Annotated in this window: 21 protein-coding genes; 3 read left to right on the forward strand and 18 right to left on the reverse strand. The window is 61.1% G+C overall.

Annotation, left to right across the window (positions count from 1 at the left end):
• Positions 1 to 101: 101 nt before the first annotated feature.
• Positions 102 to 1,442 (forward strand): serine hydroxymethyltransferase, encoded by a 1,341-nt coding sequence (glyA, locus tag ACS3QZ_RS08560; RefSeq protein ID WP_456037461.1) that lies wholly within the window; start codon positions 102 to 104, stop codon positions 1,440 to 1,442.
• Positions 1,443 to 1,720: 278 nt separating this feature from the next.
• Here glyA and ACS3QZ_RS08565 read toward each other — a convergent pair whose 3' ends face one another.
• The 16 genes from ACS3QZ_RS08565 to ACS3QZ_RS08640 all read right to left on the reverse strand — a co-directional run bounded on the left by ACS3QZ_RS08565 (position 1,721) and on the right by ACS3QZ_RS08640 (position 14,768).
• Entirely contained in the window at positions 1,721 to 2,569 is an 849-nt protein-coding gene (locus ACS3QZ_RS08565; RefSeq protein WP_456037462.1) for an urea carboxylase-associated family protein, read from the reverse strand.
• Between the two features lie 63 nt (positions 2,570 to 2,632).
• Complete coding sequence (locus tag ACS3QZ_RS08570; protein ID WP_456037463.1) at positions 2,633 to 3,808, reverse strand: type III PLP-dependent enzyme; 1,176 nt, start codon at positions 3,806 to 3,808, stop codon at positions 2,633 to 2,635.
• Between the two features lie 216 nt (positions 3,809 to 4,024).
• Positions 4,025 to 5,665 carry an FAD-binding dehydrogenase gene (locus tag ACS3QZ_RS08575; RefSeq protein ID WP_456037464.1) on the reverse strand — a complete coding sequence of 547 codons (1,641 nt, stop codon included), beginning with the start codon at positions 5,663 to 5,665 and terminating at the stop codon, positions 4,025 to 4,027.
• A gap of 109 nt (positions 5,666 to 5,774) precedes the next feature.
• Positions 5,775 to 5,933, reverse strand: coding sequence for a hypothetical protein (locus tag ACS3QZ_RS08580; RefSeq protein ID WP_165609980.1), 159 nt, complete (start codon positions 5,931 to 5,933; stop codon positions 5,775 to 5,777).
• Positions 5,934 to 6,051: 118 nt separating this feature from the next.
• Positions 6,052 to 6,768, reverse strand: a complete 717-nt coding sequence (locus ACS3QZ_RS08585) for a ZIP family metal transporter (protein WP_456037465.1) — start codon at positions 6,766 to 6,768, stop codon at positions 6,052 to 6,054.
• 115 nt (positions 6,769 to 6,883) lie between these two features.
• Positions 6,884 to 7,663, reverse strand: a complete 780-nt coding sequence (locus ACS3QZ_RS08590) for a succinate dehydrogenase iron-sulfur subunit (protein ID WP_456037466.1) — start codon at positions 7,661 to 7,663, stop codon at positions 6,884 to 6,886.
• 76 nt (positions 7,664 to 7,739) lie between these two features.
• Positions 7,740 to 8,201, reverse strand: coding sequence for a hypothetical protein (locus tag ACS3QZ_RS08595; RefSeq protein ID WP_456037467.1), 462 nt, complete (start codon positions 8,199 to 8,201; stop codon positions 7,740 to 7,742).
• A gap of 119 nt (positions 8,202 to 8,320) precedes the next feature.
• Complete coding sequence (gene sdhA / locus ACS3QZ_RS08600) at positions 8,321 to 10,126, reverse strand: succinate dehydrogenase flavoprotein subunit (RefSeq protein ID WP_456037468.1); 1,806 nt, start codon at positions 10,124 to 10,126, stop codon at positions 8,321 to 8,323.
• Between the two features lie 11 nt (positions 10,127 to 10,137).
• Entirely contained in the window at positions 10,138 to 10,509 is a 372-nt protein-coding gene (sdhD, locus tag ACS3QZ_RS08605; RefSeq protein ID WP_093090187.1) for a succinate dehydrogenase, hydrophobic membrane anchor protein, read from the reverse strand.
• A gap of 10 nt (positions 10,510 to 10,519) precedes the next feature.
• Entirely contained in the window at positions 10,520 to 10,903 is a 384-nt protein-coding gene (gene sdhC, locus ACS3QZ_RS08610) for a succinate dehydrogenase, cytochrome b556 subunit (protein ID WP_456037469.1), read from the reverse strand.
• 285 nt (positions 10,904 to 11,188) lie between these two features.
• Positions 11,189 to 11,860, reverse strand: a complete 672-nt coding sequence (locus tag ACS3QZ_RS08615; protein ID WP_456037470.1) for a DUF1194 domain-containing protein — start codon at positions 11,858 to 11,860, stop codon at positions 11,189 to 11,191.
• A gap of 91 nt (positions 11,861 to 11,951) precedes the next feature.
• Positions 11,952 to 12,083, reverse strand: coding sequence for a hypothetical protein (locus tag ACS3QZ_RS08620; RefSeq protein WP_456037471.1), 132 nt, complete (start codon positions 12,081 to 12,083; stop codon positions 11,952 to 11,954).
• Between the two features lie 7 nt (positions 12,084 to 12,090).
• Positions 12,091 to 13,122 carry a MaoC family dehydratase gene (locus ACS3QZ_RS08625; protein ID WP_456037472.1) on the reverse strand — a complete coding sequence of 344 codons (1,032 nt, stop codon included), beginning with the start codon at positions 13,120 to 13,122 and terminating at the stop codon, positions 12,091 to 12,093.
• Positions 13,123 to 13,326 carry a DUF1737 domain-containing protein gene (locus ACS3QZ_RS08630; RefSeq protein ID WP_127113724.1) on the reverse strand — a complete coding sequence of 68 codons (204 nt, stop codon included), beginning with the start codon at positions 13,324 to 13,326 and terminating at the stop codon, positions 13,123 to 13,125.
• Positions 13,327 to 13,331: 5 nt separating this feature from the next.
• Positions 13,332 to 13,880 carry an NnrU family protein gene (locus tag ACS3QZ_RS08635; protein ID WP_456037473.1) on the reverse strand — a complete coding sequence of 183 codons (549 nt, stop codon included), beginning with the start codon at positions 13,878 to 13,880 and terminating at the stop codon, positions 13,332 to 13,334.
• A 33-nt stretch (positions 13,881 to 13,913) separates the two neighbouring features.
• Complete coding sequence (locus ACS3QZ_RS08640) at positions 13,914 to 14,768, reverse strand: HpcH/HpaI aldolase/citrate lyase family protein (RefSeq protein WP_456037474.1); 855 nt, start codon at positions 14,766 to 14,768, stop codon at positions 13,914 to 13,916.
• 242 nt (positions 14,769 to 15,010) lie between these two features.
• Between ACS3QZ_RS08640 and ACS3QZ_RS08645 the strand changes: the two genes are divergently transcribed.
• On the forward strand, positions 15,011 to 15,328 hold the full coding sequence (locus ACS3QZ_RS08645; RefSeq protein WP_456037475.1) for a hypothetical protein: 318 nt from the start codon (positions 15,011 to 15,013) through the stop codon (positions 15,326 to 15,328).
• Positions 15,329 to 15,368: 40 nt separating this feature from the next.
• Here the strand turns inward: ACS3QZ_RS08645 and ACS3QZ_RS08650 are convergent, their stop codons facing one another.
• Positions 15,369 to 16,112, reverse strand: a complete 744-nt coding sequence (locus ACS3QZ_RS08650; protein ID WP_456037476.1) for a sulfite exporter TauE/SafE family protein — start codon at positions 16,110 to 16,112, stop codon at positions 15,369 to 15,371.
• A gap of 47 nt (positions 16,113 to 16,159) precedes the next feature.
• Complete coding sequence (locus ACS3QZ_RS08655; RefSeq protein ID WP_456037477.1) at positions 16,160 to 16,369, reverse strand: hypothetical protein; 210 nt, start codon at positions 16,367 to 16,369, stop codon at positions 16,160 to 16,162.
• 233 nt (positions 16,370 to 16,602) lie between these two features.
• On the opposite strand from ACS3QZ_RS08655, the gene mdh reads away from it, so the two are divergent.
• The gene (gene mdh, locus ACS3QZ_RS08660; protein WP_093090202.1) at positions 16,603 to 17,565 is read left to right on the forward strand and encodes a malate dehydrogenase; all 963 of its coding nucleotides are present in this window, start codon (positions 16,603 to 16,605) and stop codon (positions 17,563 to 17,565) included.
• Positions 17,566 to 17,602 lie beyond the last annotated feature (37 nt).

Genomic DNA, 17,602 nt, shown 5'->3' on the forward strand with positions numbered 1-17,602 from the left:
TAAATACCCATAGTTTTTCTATGCCTAATTATCATGAAATCTGATTTGCGCCCAGCCCGCTTTCACAGTCCAATCCAAGACAAATCAAACCGGAGCCCATCATGTCCCATCTTGCTTCCCGCCCCTGGGTGCCTGCCACCTGCGAAACCCTGATTCAGCGCATTGCCCAAGACACCGCACAGGCGAGCAGCACGGCGATCGCCCATCGTCTGACTGCACTGGCAGATCAGAACCGTCAGATCCACGAACGGGACTGCTTCAACCTCAACCCGGCGACCAATGTCATGAACCCCGCCGCCGAGGCCCTGCTCGCCTCCGGCCTCGGCTCGCGCCCGTCGCTGGGCTATCCCGGTGACAAGTACGAAATGGGCCTTGAGGCGATGGAGGAAATCGAAGTCATCGCCGCCGCGCTTTGCGCCGAAATCTTCGAGGCACAATATGCCGAAATCCGTGTTCCCTCGGGCGCAATCGCCAATCTCTACGGCTTCATGGCGCTCTGCAAACCGGGGGACGCCGTTATCACGCCGCCGGCCGAGGTTGGCGGCCATGTCACCCACCATGCTGCCGGTTGCGCCGGGCTCTACGGGCTGGAAAGCCACGCCGCCCCGGTCAATGCAGATGGTTATACCGTCGATCTCGACGGGCTGGCTGCGCTGGCCCGCAAGGTCAAGCCTGCGCTTATTACTATCGGCGGCTCGCTGAACCTTCTGGAACATCCTGTCGCGGAAATCCGGGCCATTGCCGATGAGGTTGGTGCGCATGTGCTGTTCGACGCGGCCCATCAATGCGGCATGATCGCGGGCAAGGCATGGAAAAACCCGCTCACCGAAGGCGCGCATATGATGACAATGAGCACCTACAAATCACTGGGCGGTCCGCCTTCGGGCCTGATCGTCACCAATGAGGCCGAGATCGCCCGGCGGCTCGATGCCATCGCCTTTCCCGGCATGACCGCCAATTTCGACGCCGCCAAATCCGCCGCGCTTGCCATGACCATGCTCGACTGGCGCGATTTCGGATCCGCCTATGCGCAGGCGATGATCGACACGAGCATCGCCCTCGCCGCCGCGCTCCAAGCCGAGGGCATCCCGGTTTTTGAAACCCATGCCGGTGCCACCCGCTCGCATCAGTTCGCAGTGCTGGCCGCACCCTTTGGGGGTGGGCAGACCGCGTCAAAAACCCTGCGCAAGGCCGGTTTCCTTGCCTGCGGCATCGGCCTGCCGGTAGATGCGGTCACGGGTGACATGAACGGCCTGCGCATCGGAACGCCCGAGCTCGTGCGCTGGGGCATGGGCGCAGAACACGCGCCCGAGTTGGCCGCACGCATTGCCGCCGCCCTGCGCGCCAACGCACCAGACAGCCTTGCCCGAGACACTGCGGACTGGCGCGCAACCTTCGACCGATTGCACTTCATCCATGAAGGAGGCGCTCCCGCCCGATAACCGGGCCAGCAAGCTGGTCCGGCATCGGTTGGGTCCGGCCCTGCGCCCGCAAGGCGGGCGCAGGGCGGCGGCGCGCGTGCGCGCCTTGTTTGAGTATTTTGGCAAAATGAAGACAGGGCGCGGTGGTTTAACCTGTGGGGAAACGCCGCTTCATACCGACGCAATACCGACGTGAAACCGATGCATAACCGATCGTGGTTTTGCCTGTTAACCAAGGCCATCGCATCGGATTCGCGCCACTTGCGCCACCCTGCCGGGAACGGATGCGCAAGACTTGGTTAACCAAGCCCATGGCTGCGGTCATAGCCATTGACCGAAGGTGGGGTCCAATCCTTCAAGATTTCTTTTTCCGGTTCGAACACCTCGACCAGCAATGGATAACAGGCTGCACTATCAGAGGAGTGTTCCGACGAGCAATCCCCTCCGGGACAGGCACTCAGCGCCCCCAGCAGGTCGATTTCCGCAAAGAATTCAAGGTAGTCGCCGGGCCGCACGGGACTGGCCTTCATGAAATACTGCCCCGTTTCGCGGGTGAAACCGGTGCACATGAAGACGTTGAGCACGTCATGTACTTGTCGCTCTGCCACCTTTGGATCAAGCCCGGTTTCCTCGGCCAGCGCCCGCGTCAGGTTGGAATGGCAGCAATGGTGATACTGGCTCCCCGAAAGCAGATTACCCGTGTAGGGATCACAGCGCGTGCCGATCACGTCATGTACCGACCCGCCCCATTCATCTTTTCCATACCATTCCAGCGTATCCTCCAGAATCGTCGCCATCGGACGCAAAGAAGGAAAGGACGACCACATCCGCATGCCCGTGGTCAGGTGTGTGCCATGCAGCGCGCGGGTCTTGCCGGAGTAGAACCGTTCGTTGAGGTCGTGCGCGTTCCACAGGTTGAGGTCGCCCACCTGCGGCCCCTCGACCGAGGAAATGCGAAAGAAATGCCCGGCAGGCACCGAAAAACACCGCGCCTCGCGCGGCGGGATCAGCACCTCGCCCGTTTTCCGGGCCGTGTCGCGCGCCGATTGGTAAAGCGCCATTGGCGGCACAGGCAGGGTCTCGTTCGGGTAACAGATGACGGGCTTGATCGCGCGGCGCGCGGCGGCATCCTCGGGAATGTGGGCCATTCGGGGGGCTCCCTTGTTGCGAACTCCCCCGAATGAACCCTCCCTCCCCGGGATTGGCAAGCCTCAGATGGCGATCACGTCCAACGGCGGGAAGCCGTTGAAGCCGACCGTGGCATAGGTCGAGGTATAGGCACCGCAGTTGCGGATCACGATACGATCGCCGGATTTCAGGCCCAGCGGCAATTGCACGGGCTGTTTTTCGTATAGAACATCCACGCTGTCACAGGACGGACCCGCCAGCACGCAAGGCCCGGTGTCCTCATGGTCGCGCTCGGTAAGAAACTGGTAGCGGATCGCTTCGTCCAGAGTTTCGGCCAATCCCGAGAACTTGCCGATATCAAGGTAAACCCAGCGATGCAGGTCGTTGTCCGACTTGCGGCTGACCAGCAGAACCTCGGCGGCAATTGCACCGCATTCCCCCACGAGACCCCGCCCCGGTTCGGCCATCACATGTGCGACATTGCCAAAACGGGTTGCGATTTGTTCCATGACTTCAGCGGCATAGGAGGTCGCACCCTGTATTTCCACGCCGTAATACGCAGGGAAACCACCACCGATGTTGAGCACCGAAAGGTCATGACCGGCCGCTTTCGCGTCGGCCCAGACACCCGCCACCTGATCCAGAATGGGCGCCCACATCGCGGCGCGCCGCGTCTGCGAGCCGACATGGAATGATACGCCCACCGGGCACAGGCCCAGTGACACCGCATAATCCATGAGAGACACCGCTTTGCCCGGTGCGCAGCCGAACTTGCGGGTCAGCGGCCAGTCGGCCTCGGTGGCCTCGACGATCAGGCGCACATAGACCTTGGCGCCCGGCGCGAACTCCGCAAGCTTTTCCAGCTCTTCTTCGGCATCCACGGCAAAAAGCTCCACGCCTGCCCCATAAGCAAAAGCAATGTCGGCAGGTTTCTTGACGGTATTGCCAAAGGACACATGCGCAGGCGAAGCCCCGACGGCAAGGCACATCTCGATCTCGGCACGGCTTGCGGCATCAAAGCGGCTGCCCAGCGCGCAGAGCGTCTTCAGGATTTCCGGCGCCGGGTTTGCCTTGACCGCATAGTGGATAACAGCCCGCCCCAGACCCGCCTTAAGCGCGTCGTACTGGCGGGCAACGGCCTCGGTATCCAGAACCAACGTCGGGCGTTCAAAACGGTTTTGCAGGATGAAAGCTTCTGCGCGTGAAATACCACGCGACTCGTGATCGGGGGCGAAAGCCCCGGTTGCGTATGCGTACATTGGTCATCTCCAAAAGACCTGACCCGGCGGGTCAAAACTCAAAGGGAGACGTTACCGTCGCTACGTAACTTGGGGGCGACCCTTACGACAGAGGCGCGTGCGTTGGCGTCTTGATACGCCATATCGGGCCAAAGCCAATTTCAATCAAGCATTTTCTTTTCAGCAACACACAATAATATTTTTTATATACTTTTCATATACTTGCAGGACAATCCCTCAAACTGACCGGCCCGCGGCGCGCCCGGAAAAAATACACCCGCCAAGGAATGTGCCCTCCAGAGCGTTGTAGCCGTGATATCCACCGCCCCCGAATCCCGCCACTTCGCCCGCCGCGAACAGCCCCTCGAACGCACGCCAGTCCGGACGCAGAACCTGCCCGGTCGGATCGGTATGCAGCCCGCCCAGCGATTTGCGTGTCAGGATGTTGAGCCGCACGGCGATCAATGGCCCATTGGCCGGGTCCAGAATGCGGTGCGGCTTGGCTGTACGGATCAGCCTGTCACCCCGGTATTGGCGCGCACCCCGAATGGCTGTGACCTGCGCATCCTTGGAAAAGGGGTTCTCGATCTGCGCATCCCGCGCCTCGATCTGGGCAAGGATTTTCTCGAACGCCACCGGCGTTTCCGGCGTCAGCGCATTCATGCCGCGCACCAGTTCCGGCAGGCTTTCGGCAACTACGAAATCCTCGCCCTTACGCTTGAACGCCTCGACTGGCGCCGGGGCACCCTTGCCCATGATACGGGCCTTGAGCACCTCCTGCCATTTGCCAGATGTCAGGTCCGGGTTCTGTTCTGACCCGGACAGAGCGAATTCCTTTTCGATGATCTTCTGAGTGAGGATGAACCAGCTGTGCTCATGCCCCGTCGACAGGATACGTTTCAATGTCCCAAGACTGTCAAACCCCGGCAAATAAGGCGCTTCCATACGTTCGCCCAACGCGTCAAACCACATCGAGGACGGCCCCGGCAGGATGCGGATGCCGTGATTGGGCCAGATCGGATCCCAATTCGCCAGCCCCTCAGTGTAATGCCACATCCGGTCGCCATTGATGATCGCTGCGCCTGCGCCTTCCGCAACACGCTGCATTTGGCCATCCACATAATCCGGCACCCCGGCCACCATGCGCTTGGGCGCTTTGCCAAGACGGTCTTCGGGCCAATACCGGCGCACCATATCATGATCTCCGCCGATGCCGCCGGACGTGACGATCACGGCCTCGGCGCGGTGTTCGAAATCCCCAACCACGTCACGATTGGTCGACCGTCCACGCGCGGCATCGTCCGCGGCAAGGACCTCGCCACTGACCCCTTTGACCACGCCATTTTCCACGATCAACTGCGTGACACGATGGCGGAAGCCAAAGGCAATCTTGCCTTCATCAACCGCCTTGCGCACAAGGCGTTCAAACGGGGCCACAACGCCCGGGCCCGTGCCCCATGTCAGGTGAAAGCGCGGCACCGAATTGCCATGCGTATGCGCCATGTCGCCGCCGCGCTCGGCCCAGCCAACGACGGGAAACCAGCGAAGTCCGCGCTCTGCGAGCCACGGACGCATCTCTCCTGCGGCAAACTCAAGATAGGCCTCGGCCACTTTGCGGGGGTTTTCATCTTCGGGGCGGTCGAACTGCGCAGATCCCATCCAGTCGCTCAGGGCAAGTGCATGGCTGTCGCGTATTCCCATCCGGCGCTGTTCGGGGGTGTCCACCATGAACAATCCGCCCAAGGACCAGAACGCCTGACCACCCAGCGACTGTTCGCCTTCCTGGTCCAGCAAGAGCACCTTGCGCCCCCGCTCTGCCGCTTCTGCGGCCGCCACAAGCCCGGCCAACCCTGCCCCGATGATAATAACGTCTGCCATGAAATTCTCCTCTCATGACAAACCTAGATTATGGGGCAGGCGATCACCAAGCCGAACCTGACGTAAATGAAAAGGCGCCCCACATGGTCAGAACCGGGGCGCCCATTCGTCAAGCGGCTTTGACGTACTCATAGTAGGTTTCGCTCTCGGGCTTGGCCTCTCCGCGTGGAACGGTTTTCAGCGGCGGAGTGTAGTAGGCATAGGCCTGTTCCAGCAACTCGAGCGCGCGTGCGGCAAAGTCTTCGGGGCGGTTTTGCGAGGTCGACATCTGTCTATCCTTACTGCTGTCAAACCTCCTCCCTGCCCCGGAACCTATGCCTGCGCAGGTGGGATTTCATCCCCCATTTCTGCAATTGTGCCATGCGCTTAGCGCAATTTTCCTTACGTCAATTGGTGATCAGATAGCCCGCCAGCCCAAGCATGAACCCCGCCACGGCGCCAAAGCTAGGCACCCAATGGTGTTTGAGCGGGACGCGCGGCGCGATGTCCTGAAACAGCAGAAAAAGGATGCCACCCGAGGCGAACAGCATAACCGCCCCAAGCATCCCCGGCGCATCGCTGAGAAAGCTAAGACCCACCCACGCCGCCAATGGTCCGACTGGGACCATCAAAAGGAACACAACCATGACCCGCGCCCGCGCCAGGCCCGCTCCGGTCATCTCGCGAAAGGCGTTGAACCCCTCGGGCAGGTTCTGCAGGGCGATCATTGCCGCCATCAGCAGCGCCACGTCCGCCTTGGCCGTCAACAACGCCCCCAGCGCCAGCGCCTCAGGGACATAGTCCAGCAACATCGCCAGAAACATCGCCGCCTTGCTGCCGCTCTGATCCAGCGCGCGATCCACAAGCATAAAGGCCAGCCCGCCCAATCCAAACAGCGCCACCGCCCAGCCCGGCGCGAGCATCTCCACGCCTTCAGGCACAAGCACCAATGCAATCGCCGAGACCAGCGCCCCGCCGCCAAAGGCCATCACAAAATGGCGCAGCGTATTGTCTTCCTGTTCCGGCAGCCAGCCTTCAAACCACGTCAAAGCCGCTCCAACCGGGATCGAGGCCCCTGCCAGCGTCGCCAGCAAAAGCGCCTGCATCAAACTGCCCTGTTCCATCCCACCTCCTGCGCCCAAGCTGGCGGCGCCCCCCGCACCCGGTCAAGCCCCTTTCCCCAAAAGAAAAAGCCCGCTCCAATGGAACGGGCTTTCTCGAAAAGCTTCAAGCCTGCAATCAGACGTGGCGCTCGACCAGCATCTTCTTGATCTCGGCAATCGCCTTCGCGGGGTTCAGCCCCTTGGGGCAGGTCTTGGCGCAGTTCATGATCGTGTGGCAGCGATAAAGCTTGAACGGGTCTTCCAGCTCGTCCAGACGTTCGCCGGTGGCCTCGTCACGGCTGTCGATGATCCAGCGATAAGCGTGGAGCAACGCGGCCGGGCCAAGATACCGATCACTGTTCCACCAGTAGCTCGGGCAGGACGTCGAGCAGCTGGCGCACATCACGCATTCATACAGGCCATCAAGCTTCTTGCGGTCTTCTATCGACTGCTTCCACTCTTTTGCCGGACGGTTGGTCTTGGTTTCCAGCCACGGCATGATCGACGCGTGCTGCGCGTAGAAGTGGTTCAGGTCCGGGATCAGGTCCTTGACCACCGCCATATGCGGCAGCGGATAGATCTTCACGTCGCCCTTGATCTCATCCAGCCCATAGATACAGGCCAGCGTGTTGATCCCGTCGATGTTCATCGAGCAGGAGCCACAAATCCCCTCGCGGCAAGACCGGCGGAACGACAGGGTCGGATCGACCTCGTTCTTGATCTTGATCAGCGCGTCCAGAACCATCGGGCCGCACTTGTCCATGTCGAGGAAATAGGTGTCGACACGCGGGTTTTTGCCATCATCCGGGTTCCAGCGATAGATCTGGAACTTGCGGACATTGGTCGCGCCTTCCGGCTTGGGCCATGTCTTGCCCGTCGTAATGCGCGAGTTCTTCGGGAGTTTGAATTCAGCCATTTGTCTGTCTCCTACAATCAGCTGCCGATGCCATGAGCGACCTCAATCGGGTATCGACGCCTCAGCAATTTTCTCTTTAGCAATAGCCACTTCCGCCATACATGCCCTTCGAAGAGCGGGAACAGACAAAGTGGCCGTGCTCTTGTTTCTCCGAGCCCCGGCGCGTCACACCGGCACGATCAAGACAATCCCGGTATTCGCGGTTCCCGGTTACGCCCGCGGCAACGCCGCCCCAGAACAGAGCGCCAGCGCCGGTCGCGCCCGCCACTGCGAACACGCCCGCCGTCAGAACACCACCGATCACCTTCTGCTGGTTACGCGTGGTTTTGCACTGCGACGCGGCAGGCACCTCGTTTCCGGATCCGCTGGAGGTCCGCACGACGCCTGCATTCGAGCCATATTGAACAGAGTAGCGGTCTTGCAGACAGTCATTGATGTCGTGCGCGCCGCGCTCGGTGCCACCATCGGCGGCTCCCACGCGCGGAACGCCTCCGGTCTGAATATAGGCATAGCTGCCGGGCGCGCGGGTTTCTTTCATGCAAGAACGCACATGCTGCGCGGCCGCCGCGTCCTGAGCCTGGGTTGGCGCAGGAACGCCCGCACCGACCCCAAGCCCAAAGACTGCAGCACAAAAAAACAGCTTCACGGGCGCCGCCATCAAAACGTCCGCGCCTTGGGCGCGATTTTCTTGAGGCTGATGCCACCTTCATCCTCGGTGGTCAGCGGATCAACGATGACCGGGCGATAGCTCAGGTCAACCTTGTTGCCTTCGACGCGGCTGACGGTATGCACCCGCCAGTTCTTGTCATCCCGCTCCGAGTAATCCTCGTGCGCATGCGCGCCACGGCTTTCCTTGCGGGCCTCTGCGCCGTGGATCGTGGCCAGCGCGTTGGGCATCAGGTTGGTGAGTTCCAGCGTCTCCATCAGGTCCGTGTTCCACACCAGCGATGTGTCGGTCACGTGCAGATCGTCCAGCTTGGCCGCGATCGCGGTCATCTTCTCGACGCCTTCCTTCAGGGTCTTGTCGGTCCGGAACACAGCTGCGTCCGACTGCATGGTGCGCTGCATTTCCAGACGCAGTTCCGCGGTCGGCGTGCCACCTTTGGCGTTGCGCAGACCGTCGAACCGGTCAAATGCCTTGTCCACCGACGCCTGGTTCAGAACCGGGTTCGGCGCATCCGCATCCACAACCTTGCCCGCGCGAATGGCCGAAGCGCGGCCAAACACCACGAGGTCAATAAGCGAGTTCGAGCCCAGACGGTTCGCGCCATGCACCGAGGCACAGCCCGCTTCGCCCACGGCCATCAGACCCGGCACAACGGCGGTCGGATCTTCGGCGGTCGGGTTCAGCACCTCACCCCAATAGTTGGTCGGGATACCGCCCATGTTGTAATGCACCGTCGGCAGAACCGGGATCGGTTCCTTGGTGACGTCCACACCCGCAAAGATCTTGGCGCTTTCCGAAATACCCGGCAGGCGCTCGGCCAGCGCTTCGGCGGGCAGGTGGTTGAGGTTCAGGTGGATGTGATCGCCATGCTCACCCACACCGCGGCCTTCGCGGATTTCCATGGTCATGGAGCGGGAAACATAGTCACGCGGCGCGAGGTCCTTGTAATTGGGCGCATAGCGCTCCATGAACCGCTCGCCTTCGGAGTTGGTCAGGTAGCCACCTTCCCCGCGTGCCCCTTCGGTGATCAGACAGCCCGAGCCGTAGATGCCGGTCGGATGGAACTGAACGAATTCCATGTCCTGCAGCGGCAGGCCCGCGCGGGCCACCATCCCGCCACCGTCGCCGGTACAGGTATGGGCCGAGGTCGCGCTGAAGTAAGCACGACCATAACCACCCGTGGCCAGAACGACCATCTTGGCGTTGAAGACATGCATGGTGCCGTCATCCAGCTTCCAGCAGACCACCCCCTGACACTGTCCGTCTTCGGACATGATCAGGTCGATCGCGAAATACTCGATATAGAATTCGGCGTTGTTCTTGACCGACTGGCCATAGAGCGTGTGCAGGATCGCGTGGCCGGTCCGGTCGGCGGCGGCACAGGTCCGCTGCACGGGGGGGCCTTCACCAAACTCGGTGGTGTGGCCGCCGAACGGGCGCTGATAGATCTTGCCCTCTTCGGTGCGCGAAAACGGCACGCCGTAATGCTCAAGCTCGTAAACCGCCTTGGGCGCTTCGCGGGCGAGATATTCCATCGCGTCCGTGTCGCCCAGCCAGTCCGACCCCTTGACGGTGTCATACATGTGCCACTGCCAGTTGTCCGGGCCCATGTTCGACAGCGACGCCGCGATGCCACCCTGTGCCGCCACAGTGTGCGAGCGGGTCGGGAACACCTTGGTGACGCAAGCGGTGCGTAGGCCCTGTTCGGCCATGCCGAGCGTGGCGCGCAGACCGGCACCGCCGGCGCCTACGACAACCACGTCATATTCATGTGTTTCGTATTCGTATTCAGCCATGTCTCAGGTCCTCACAGCGCGATTTTTGCCAGCGCGAACAAGCCGATGGCGGTGATGCCATAGCTCAGGATGATCACCGACATGATCAGGATTTTCTTGGTCGACTTGCGGAAGTAGTCCTCGATCATCATCTGTGCACCCTTTGCAAAGTGCTGCATGCCAAAGACCAAGACCAGCGCGGTCACGATCGCCGGGAACGGGCGGCCGAACGTGGCCACCACCTCGGCATGACCGCCCCCAAGGGCGCTGCCGAAGATATAGATGAAAACCGGAATGATCAGGGCCAGGCCAACGGCGCTGACCTGCATGTACCAGTGGTGCTCTGTCCCTGCGTGTGCAGCGCCGCGTCCTTCGGCGCGCTTGCGGTCGGTAAGATAACGCATGGTCGCCCCCTTATACGATGATCATGGTCAGAACGGTCAGCACGACCGAACCGATGATGCAGGCCCAGCCAAGCTTTTCGGCGGTCGGAATGTCCAGCCCGCGCCCGGCGTCATAGATCAGGTGACGCAGCCCGGCGAGGTAGTGATACCAGATGCCCAGAAGCGACAGGCTGAACAGCACGTCACCGATAAATCCGGTGGCAAAGCCATTCACAGCCGCAAAGTAATCCGGTCCCGCAGCCGCCGCTGCCAGCCACCAGACAATCAACAAAGCCGTGACAATCATCGCATTCCCGGTGATCCGCGTGAGGATCGACGTGACCGAAGTCAACTGCGGGCGATAGACCGTCAGGTGAGGAGAAAGCGGGCGCTCAACCCTTTTCGCATCAGCCATTCTGAATCCTTTCAGGTTCCCTTGCGTCCTTTACTAAAGGTTTTTTTGTCTCTGTCACTCTGAGCAAAGCCTAAAAGGCGCGGTTTTTTGGCGCAATGGGTCAGATTTTGGAGGATTTGTGATCACTGAAATTTGTTCGTGATCACATTTTCGCAGTTTGAGCCCGCTTAATGTCCGCTCGCCCCCACCTTCCCGCTGTTTCCCGCGATGTGGCGAGTCGGGTAAACCCTGAATGTTTGCGCTCTCAAGGGGTTTGGCGACACTTGGTCCACCGATAGCGACCCGTCACGGTGCAAGAGACGACATTTGTCGGGCCAGTTCACGGATCAGTTTTTGGCGAATGCGCGCCGGGTAATCGGGAAATCCGTTGGCTGTGACAACAAACGCACCCGCGCCTGTGATCACATTTTCCCAGAAATAGGCCGTCAGGTCGATCTCGTTGGTTTCGATCACCAGCGCGTTGACAGTCACATCGGCCCTGACCATTGCTTCCCGCGCCTTCGCGGGCTCCAAGCCTTCATTGGAAAACCCGTCACCCGACACATCAACCACCTTGCGCAAACAGGCCGGCGCGCTTTCAAATGCCTTGAGCGCCATCAACATCGCCTCGCCCACCGCCGTTGAATACTTGTCCCAGACCCGCGGCATGGCCTCTACGGCTTGAGCAAACGCCTCGGCATCGGCCGGGCTACGCACTTGAAACCACGGCAGCACCAGTTCCTGTCGCCCCTCGCCCGTCCATTGCATCAACGCCACCGCGCTCTGTCCGCGCACCAGCGCCTCGACCACAACGCCGTCCCGCAAACCAGCGGCAAGGCCTTCCATCTGAACCTTGTATTCGAGAGGATCAATACTGCCCGACACATCCACGGCCAGCAACAATGCCACGTCACAGGCCCGCGCCGGAACCAACGACGCGCATGTCATCATCAGGGAAAGGGCCAATCGGGCAATCATACCTCACCCTATCGCTGGAACCGCTCGGCGCCTACAGATAACCCCGCGCGCTTCCGATAGGTCGGAACAGTCGATCAGCGCGTGCCCCGGTTCAGGAAAAAATTTCCAAGGTATTACCGTTGGCACCGGCAATCTCGTCTTCGTCGGTACGGTCAAAACGCAACTCGGCCTGCACAGGGCAGGCCGAGACCAGAATCAAAGTCGTCAGGATGGCGCGTATCATGCGCCGATCAGACCGGCATCAACGCCCAGTAGTCTAGGTCAAGCAGCACTTCGGGCAAGTACTTCCCGTCTTCGCCACGTAGCGCAAACGGCGCCCCGCCCTTGGTCGCCACCAGCCGCAACCGAATCGCGCCCACACCGGGCAAATCGGTCTCGGCCTTGTCGAGCACTTCCGACCAAGCTTTTACGGTCAACCCCGAGAACGCCGGGTTCGCATGGGCGCCACCGTTCAGACCCACGATCATCTGTGCATTGGCCAGCCCGTTAAAGCTCAGCGCGCGCGCCAGCGAAATGATATGCCCACCATAGATCAGGCGCTGCCCGTCCGGGCGGAACGTGGCGTCGAAATGCACCTTGGCCGTGTTCTGCCAAAGCCGCGTGGCCATCATGTGTTCAGCTTCTTCCAGCGTCACACCGTCGACGTGGTCAATGGTTTCGCCAATCTCGTAATCGCCCCAGCGATGCGGCTCGCCAGCCAGCGTGAAGTCATAATTCGAGAAATCCAGACCCTCTGGGATCACCAGATCCTTAGCATCGATCACCTTGGAAAGCTCGGGCACCACGGCCTCGGGCGCGGGCGCATCCACGTCGCGTTTGCGCACCATCACCCAGCGGACGTACTCCATCACGACCTCGTCGCGCTGGTTCATGCCGCGGGTACGCACGTAAACCACCCCGGTCTTGCCGTTCGAGTTCTGCTTGAGCCCGATGACCTCCGACGTCGAACGCAGGGTGTCGCCCTCATAAACCGGCTTGAGCCAGCGCCCCTCGGCATAACCAAGGTTTGCCACCGCGTTCAGCGACACATCCGGTACGGTTTTACCAAAGACCACGTGGAACGCCGCCAGATCGTCGATCGGCGATTTCGGCAGGCCCGAAGCCTGCGCAAATGCGTCCGACGAATACAGCGCGTGGCGCGCAGGATAGAGCGCGTGATAGAGCGCCCGCTCGCCCCCCGACACGGTGCGTGGCACCGCGTGCTCGATCACTTGGCCCAGCGTGTAGTCTTCGAAAAACCGGCCCGGATTGGTCTTGGCCATCTAGTGCTCTCCTAGCTTCGTGTCGGGGGTATAGGTGCCCTCGACCTCCTTGATGACTGCCTGCCCACAGCGCATGACGCCGGTGGCCTGACAGAATGTCTGCGTGGGGGAGCCATAAAGCTCCCACCCCTTGTTCAACGCATCCGTCACCTTGTGACAGAAGGCCGATGTGTCCTCTTCGGACAGAAAACGATACAGCTTCATCTCATTCACCCCGGAAACGGCCAGTAGCCCAGCCAGCCATGGATCCACCCGATCACCGCCATCAGCACCAGCGACGCAACAAGGAACATGCCGTCCTTGGCAATCGTGCCGCGCTCGGTCGGCTGCCACGATCCTTCGGCCTTGTTGATCACCACAACCTCGGCCAGCGCCCAGACGAACAGCCCGCCAAACAGGATCAGCGAAGCCAGATCGCCGTTCACCAGCAGGTGCGCAAAGGCCCAGGCCCGGAAACCCGCCAACTGCGGATGACGCATGTTGTTGAGCAGCTTGCCCTTGCGCGGCGCCGGGCTCATCATGAAGATCGCGATCAGCACCAACAGGTTGTTGATATGCCATGTCCACGTCGGTGGGTACCAAAGGTCCACCACCGGGGCCATGCGATAGCCAAAAATCATCGCGATCACGCCAGCAAAGATGATCAGCGCCGAAACACCCCGTGCGCGATCCCCCATGCGGGCATGCGCATCCGGCATCGCCCGCTTCCAGAAATGCCCTGCCACCCATAGCAGGACACCCAAGATCAAAAGTACCATGTCAAACTCCCCTGTTTGCTTCAGGGAACAGGCTTACGACGAAAGCGCCGCGATTGCACTTGCCTTTGCCAGGATTTCACGCGCCGTCACGACATGCAGGTTCTCGACGATCTTGCCGTCCACCACGGCCACGCCCTGGCCGTTGGCCTCGACCTCTTCAAAGGCCGCGATCTGGCGCTCGGCCAGATCGATTTCCGCTTCGCTCGGGGCATAGGCCTCGTTGGCCACATCCACCTGCGCGGGGTGGATCAGCGTCTTGCCGTCAAAGCCCATGTCGCGGCCCTGATCACATTCCACCTTCAGCCCCTCGGCATCCTTGAACGCGTTATAAACACCATCCACGATGATCACGCCCTCGGCCTTGGCCGCCAACAGGCACAGGCCCAGCCCTGCCATCATCGGCAGACGGTCGGCACGGAACCGGGTCTGAAGCTCTTTGGCAAGGTCATTGGTACCCATCACCATGCCCTTGAGCTGCGGGTGCGCGGCGATCTCGGTCGCATTCAGCATGCCGCGCGGCGTTTCCATCATCGCCCAAAGCGGTTTGTCCCCGACCAGCGCGGCCAGCGCATCAAGCTGTGCAGCACTTTCCACCTTGGGCAGCAGAACCGCATCACAATCCATCTCGGCGGCCGCCTTGGCGTCGGCCTCACCCCATTGCGTGTCCAGCCCGTTGATCCGCACGATCCGCACCCGGTCGCCATAGCCACCCGCCGCAAGTGCTGCCTTCAGCGTGTCGCGCGCGTTTTCCTTTTCCTCGACCGCCACGGCGTCTTCGAGGTCAAAGATGATCGCGTCCACCGGCAAGGTCCGCGCCTTTTCGAGCGCCCGATCCTTGGAACCGGGAATGTAGAGTACTGAACGATAGGGGCGTGCGCGCTGATCCATGAGTCTCTCCGTAATAAAGTTGCGCGAAACTGCGCATTTTTTCCCAAATACTTCAAGAACGAAATTGCCGCAACGCAGAAGAAATTGCCATCGCGCAGCACCGAACGCCACATTAACCCTGTTTTTGCGCCTCCAAAGGCAGCCTGTTTCCATCGGACACGGGTGGGAGGCACGGCACCAGAAGGTTCGATTCACCATGGAAAACGCGGGGATTTCCCCGCATGTGAGAAAGGAACCAACCGATGAAACACAAAACTCTGGCACTGGCGATGGGGTTTGGCCTTCTGATTGCGGGCGCTCAGCTGGTCGAGGCGCAAAACGCCCGCAACTGCGGCCCCCGCGAGGCCGTGGTGCAACGTCTGGCCGAAGGCTATGGCGAAACCCGGCAGGCTATCGGGCTGGCTGCCCAAGGTGCCGTTCTCGAAGTCTTTGCCTCGCAAAGCTCGGGCAGCTGGACGATCACCGTCACCTTCCCGGGTGGCGCGACCTGTCTTGTCGCCAGCGGCGAAGCCTACCAGACCCTTGCCGAACCCTTGCCGCCTCTGGGCGAAGGCGCATGACATGATCCAACGGGGCCGGGTGCGCATGCCGCCCCGGCCCTCAGTTCAGCGCATCCCATATCAGTTTGCTCCCCGTCAGGGTAAGCAAAAGGTAGGTTAGTCCAAAGAACGCCCGGTCGGGAATCGCGTAATGCGCCTTGACCCCGATCCACGCCCCCATAAGCGCAAAAGGCGCCAAAAGCAGATCGGCCCAAAGCGTCTGGAGCTTGAACACCCCTAGAAACGCATAAGGCACGGCCTTGGCGATATTGATCACCCAGAAAATCAGAACCGTCGTCGCCTGGTACGCGGTTTTGCTCACGCCGCGTGAGAGCAGGTAAACCGCGACCGGCGGCCCCCCTGCATGGCTGACAAAACTTGTGAACCCCCCGACGGCCCCGGCGACAAACCCCACCCATTCCGGCATTGACTTGCGCGGCCGCCCCCGGCGCGGCCAAAGTTGCCACGCCACAAAGCCCAGCGAAACCGCACCAATCAAAAGGCGCAACACATCGTCGTTGGCCACGGAAAACAGTGCCGCCCCCAGCGCCACGCCCGGCACCGATCCGATCAGCAGAACCCGCGCGTCCACCAGGCTCCATTTGCGCCAATAGGGTCGCAACGTCGCAACGTCGATCAGCATCAAGAGCGGCAGCATCAGCCCCAAAGCCTGCGCTGGCGGCAAAACGATGGCCAAAAGCGCAGAACTGGCAAAGGCGGCTCCGCTTCCGAAACCGCCTTTCGATATTCCGGCAAACGCCGCGGCCAGCGCGGCAAATGCAAACAGACCCGGAGAATCAATCATGGCTCAGCCCTGTCGGTGCCTTGCCCATGACGGCCTCGCGCCCGTGCTCACTTGTATTTCTTGAGAAGCGCCTTGCGCTGATCCTCGTACTCTTTTTCGGTCAGCAGGTCAGCGGCATAGGCCTTGTCCAGATCGGCCAGCTCCTGACCAAGCGTCGTGGTCGACACATTGTTGGTCGTGTTGCCGCCATTCCCGCACGCCGACAGCGTCATCCCCATCAATGCCAGTACCATCAACGATTTCACGGCTGTTTTCATCTGTCCGTCATCCCTCAAATGTCTTTCTGTTGAAGATAGTTGTAGCCCCCCGCCCATCCCCTCGCAAGCGCGTTGTCGGGCGTCCCTCAACAGCGCAGCCCGCCCCTCAACGGCAATGTGCATCTGCAGCATTCTCCGCCCTGCTGCGGTTCGCCGCGCCTGCAAACACTTGCGTCAACGCCGGATTCGCCCTAAGCCAACCGCGATATTTCAATCGACCGGAGATACTTCCAATGGCCAGACCCAAGATTGCCCTTATCGGCGCAGGCAACATCGGCGGCACGCTCGCCCACCTCGCAGCGCTCAAGGAACTGGGCGACGTCGTCCTCTTTGACATCGCTGACGGCCTGCCCCAGGGCAAGGCGCTCGACATCGCAGAATCCGGCCCCGTCGAAAAAATCGACGCCGCCATGTCCGGCACCAGCGACTATGCCGACATCGCTGGCGCCGACGTCTGCATCGTGACCGCCGGTGTGGCTCGCAAGCCTGGCATGAGCCGCGACGACCTGCTCGGCATCAACCTCAAGGTGATGAAGTCGGTTGGCGAAGGCATCCGCGACCACGCACCCGACGCATTCGTGATCTGCATCACCAACCCGCTCGACGCAATGGTCTGGGCACTGCAGAAATTCTCGGGCCTGCCCGCGAACAAGGTCTGCGGCATGGCCGGCGTGCTGGACTCGGCCCGCTTCCGTCACTTCCTCGCCGAAGAATTCAACGTCTCGATGCGCGACGTGACCGCATTTGTTCTGGGCGGCCACGGCGACACCATGGTGCCGTCGGTGCGCTACTCGACCGTTGCCGGTATCCCGCTGCCCGACCTGATCGAGATGGGCTGGACCACGCAGGAGAAACTGGACGCGATGGTTCAGCGCACCCGTGATGGTGGCGCCGAAATCGTTGGCCTGCTGAAAACCGGTTCGGCCTTCTATGCGCCTGCCGCCTCGGCAATCGAAATGGCCGAAGCCTATCTGAAAGACCAGAAGCGCGTTCTGCCCTGCGCCGCCTATTGCGACGGCGACCTTGGCGTCAAGGACATGTATGTCGGCGTGCCGACCGTGATCGGCGCTGGTGGCGTCGAAAAGATCGTGAACATCAAGCTCAACAAGGAAGAGCAGGAAATGTTCGACACGTCGGTCAAGGCGGTTCAGGGCCTCGTGGACGCCTGCAAGGGCATCGACAGCTCGCTGGCATAAGCCACAGCATACCCTATCAGAGAAAGCCCGCCGATCC

It is taken from the genome of Shimia sp. W99, from assembly GCF_053851455.3.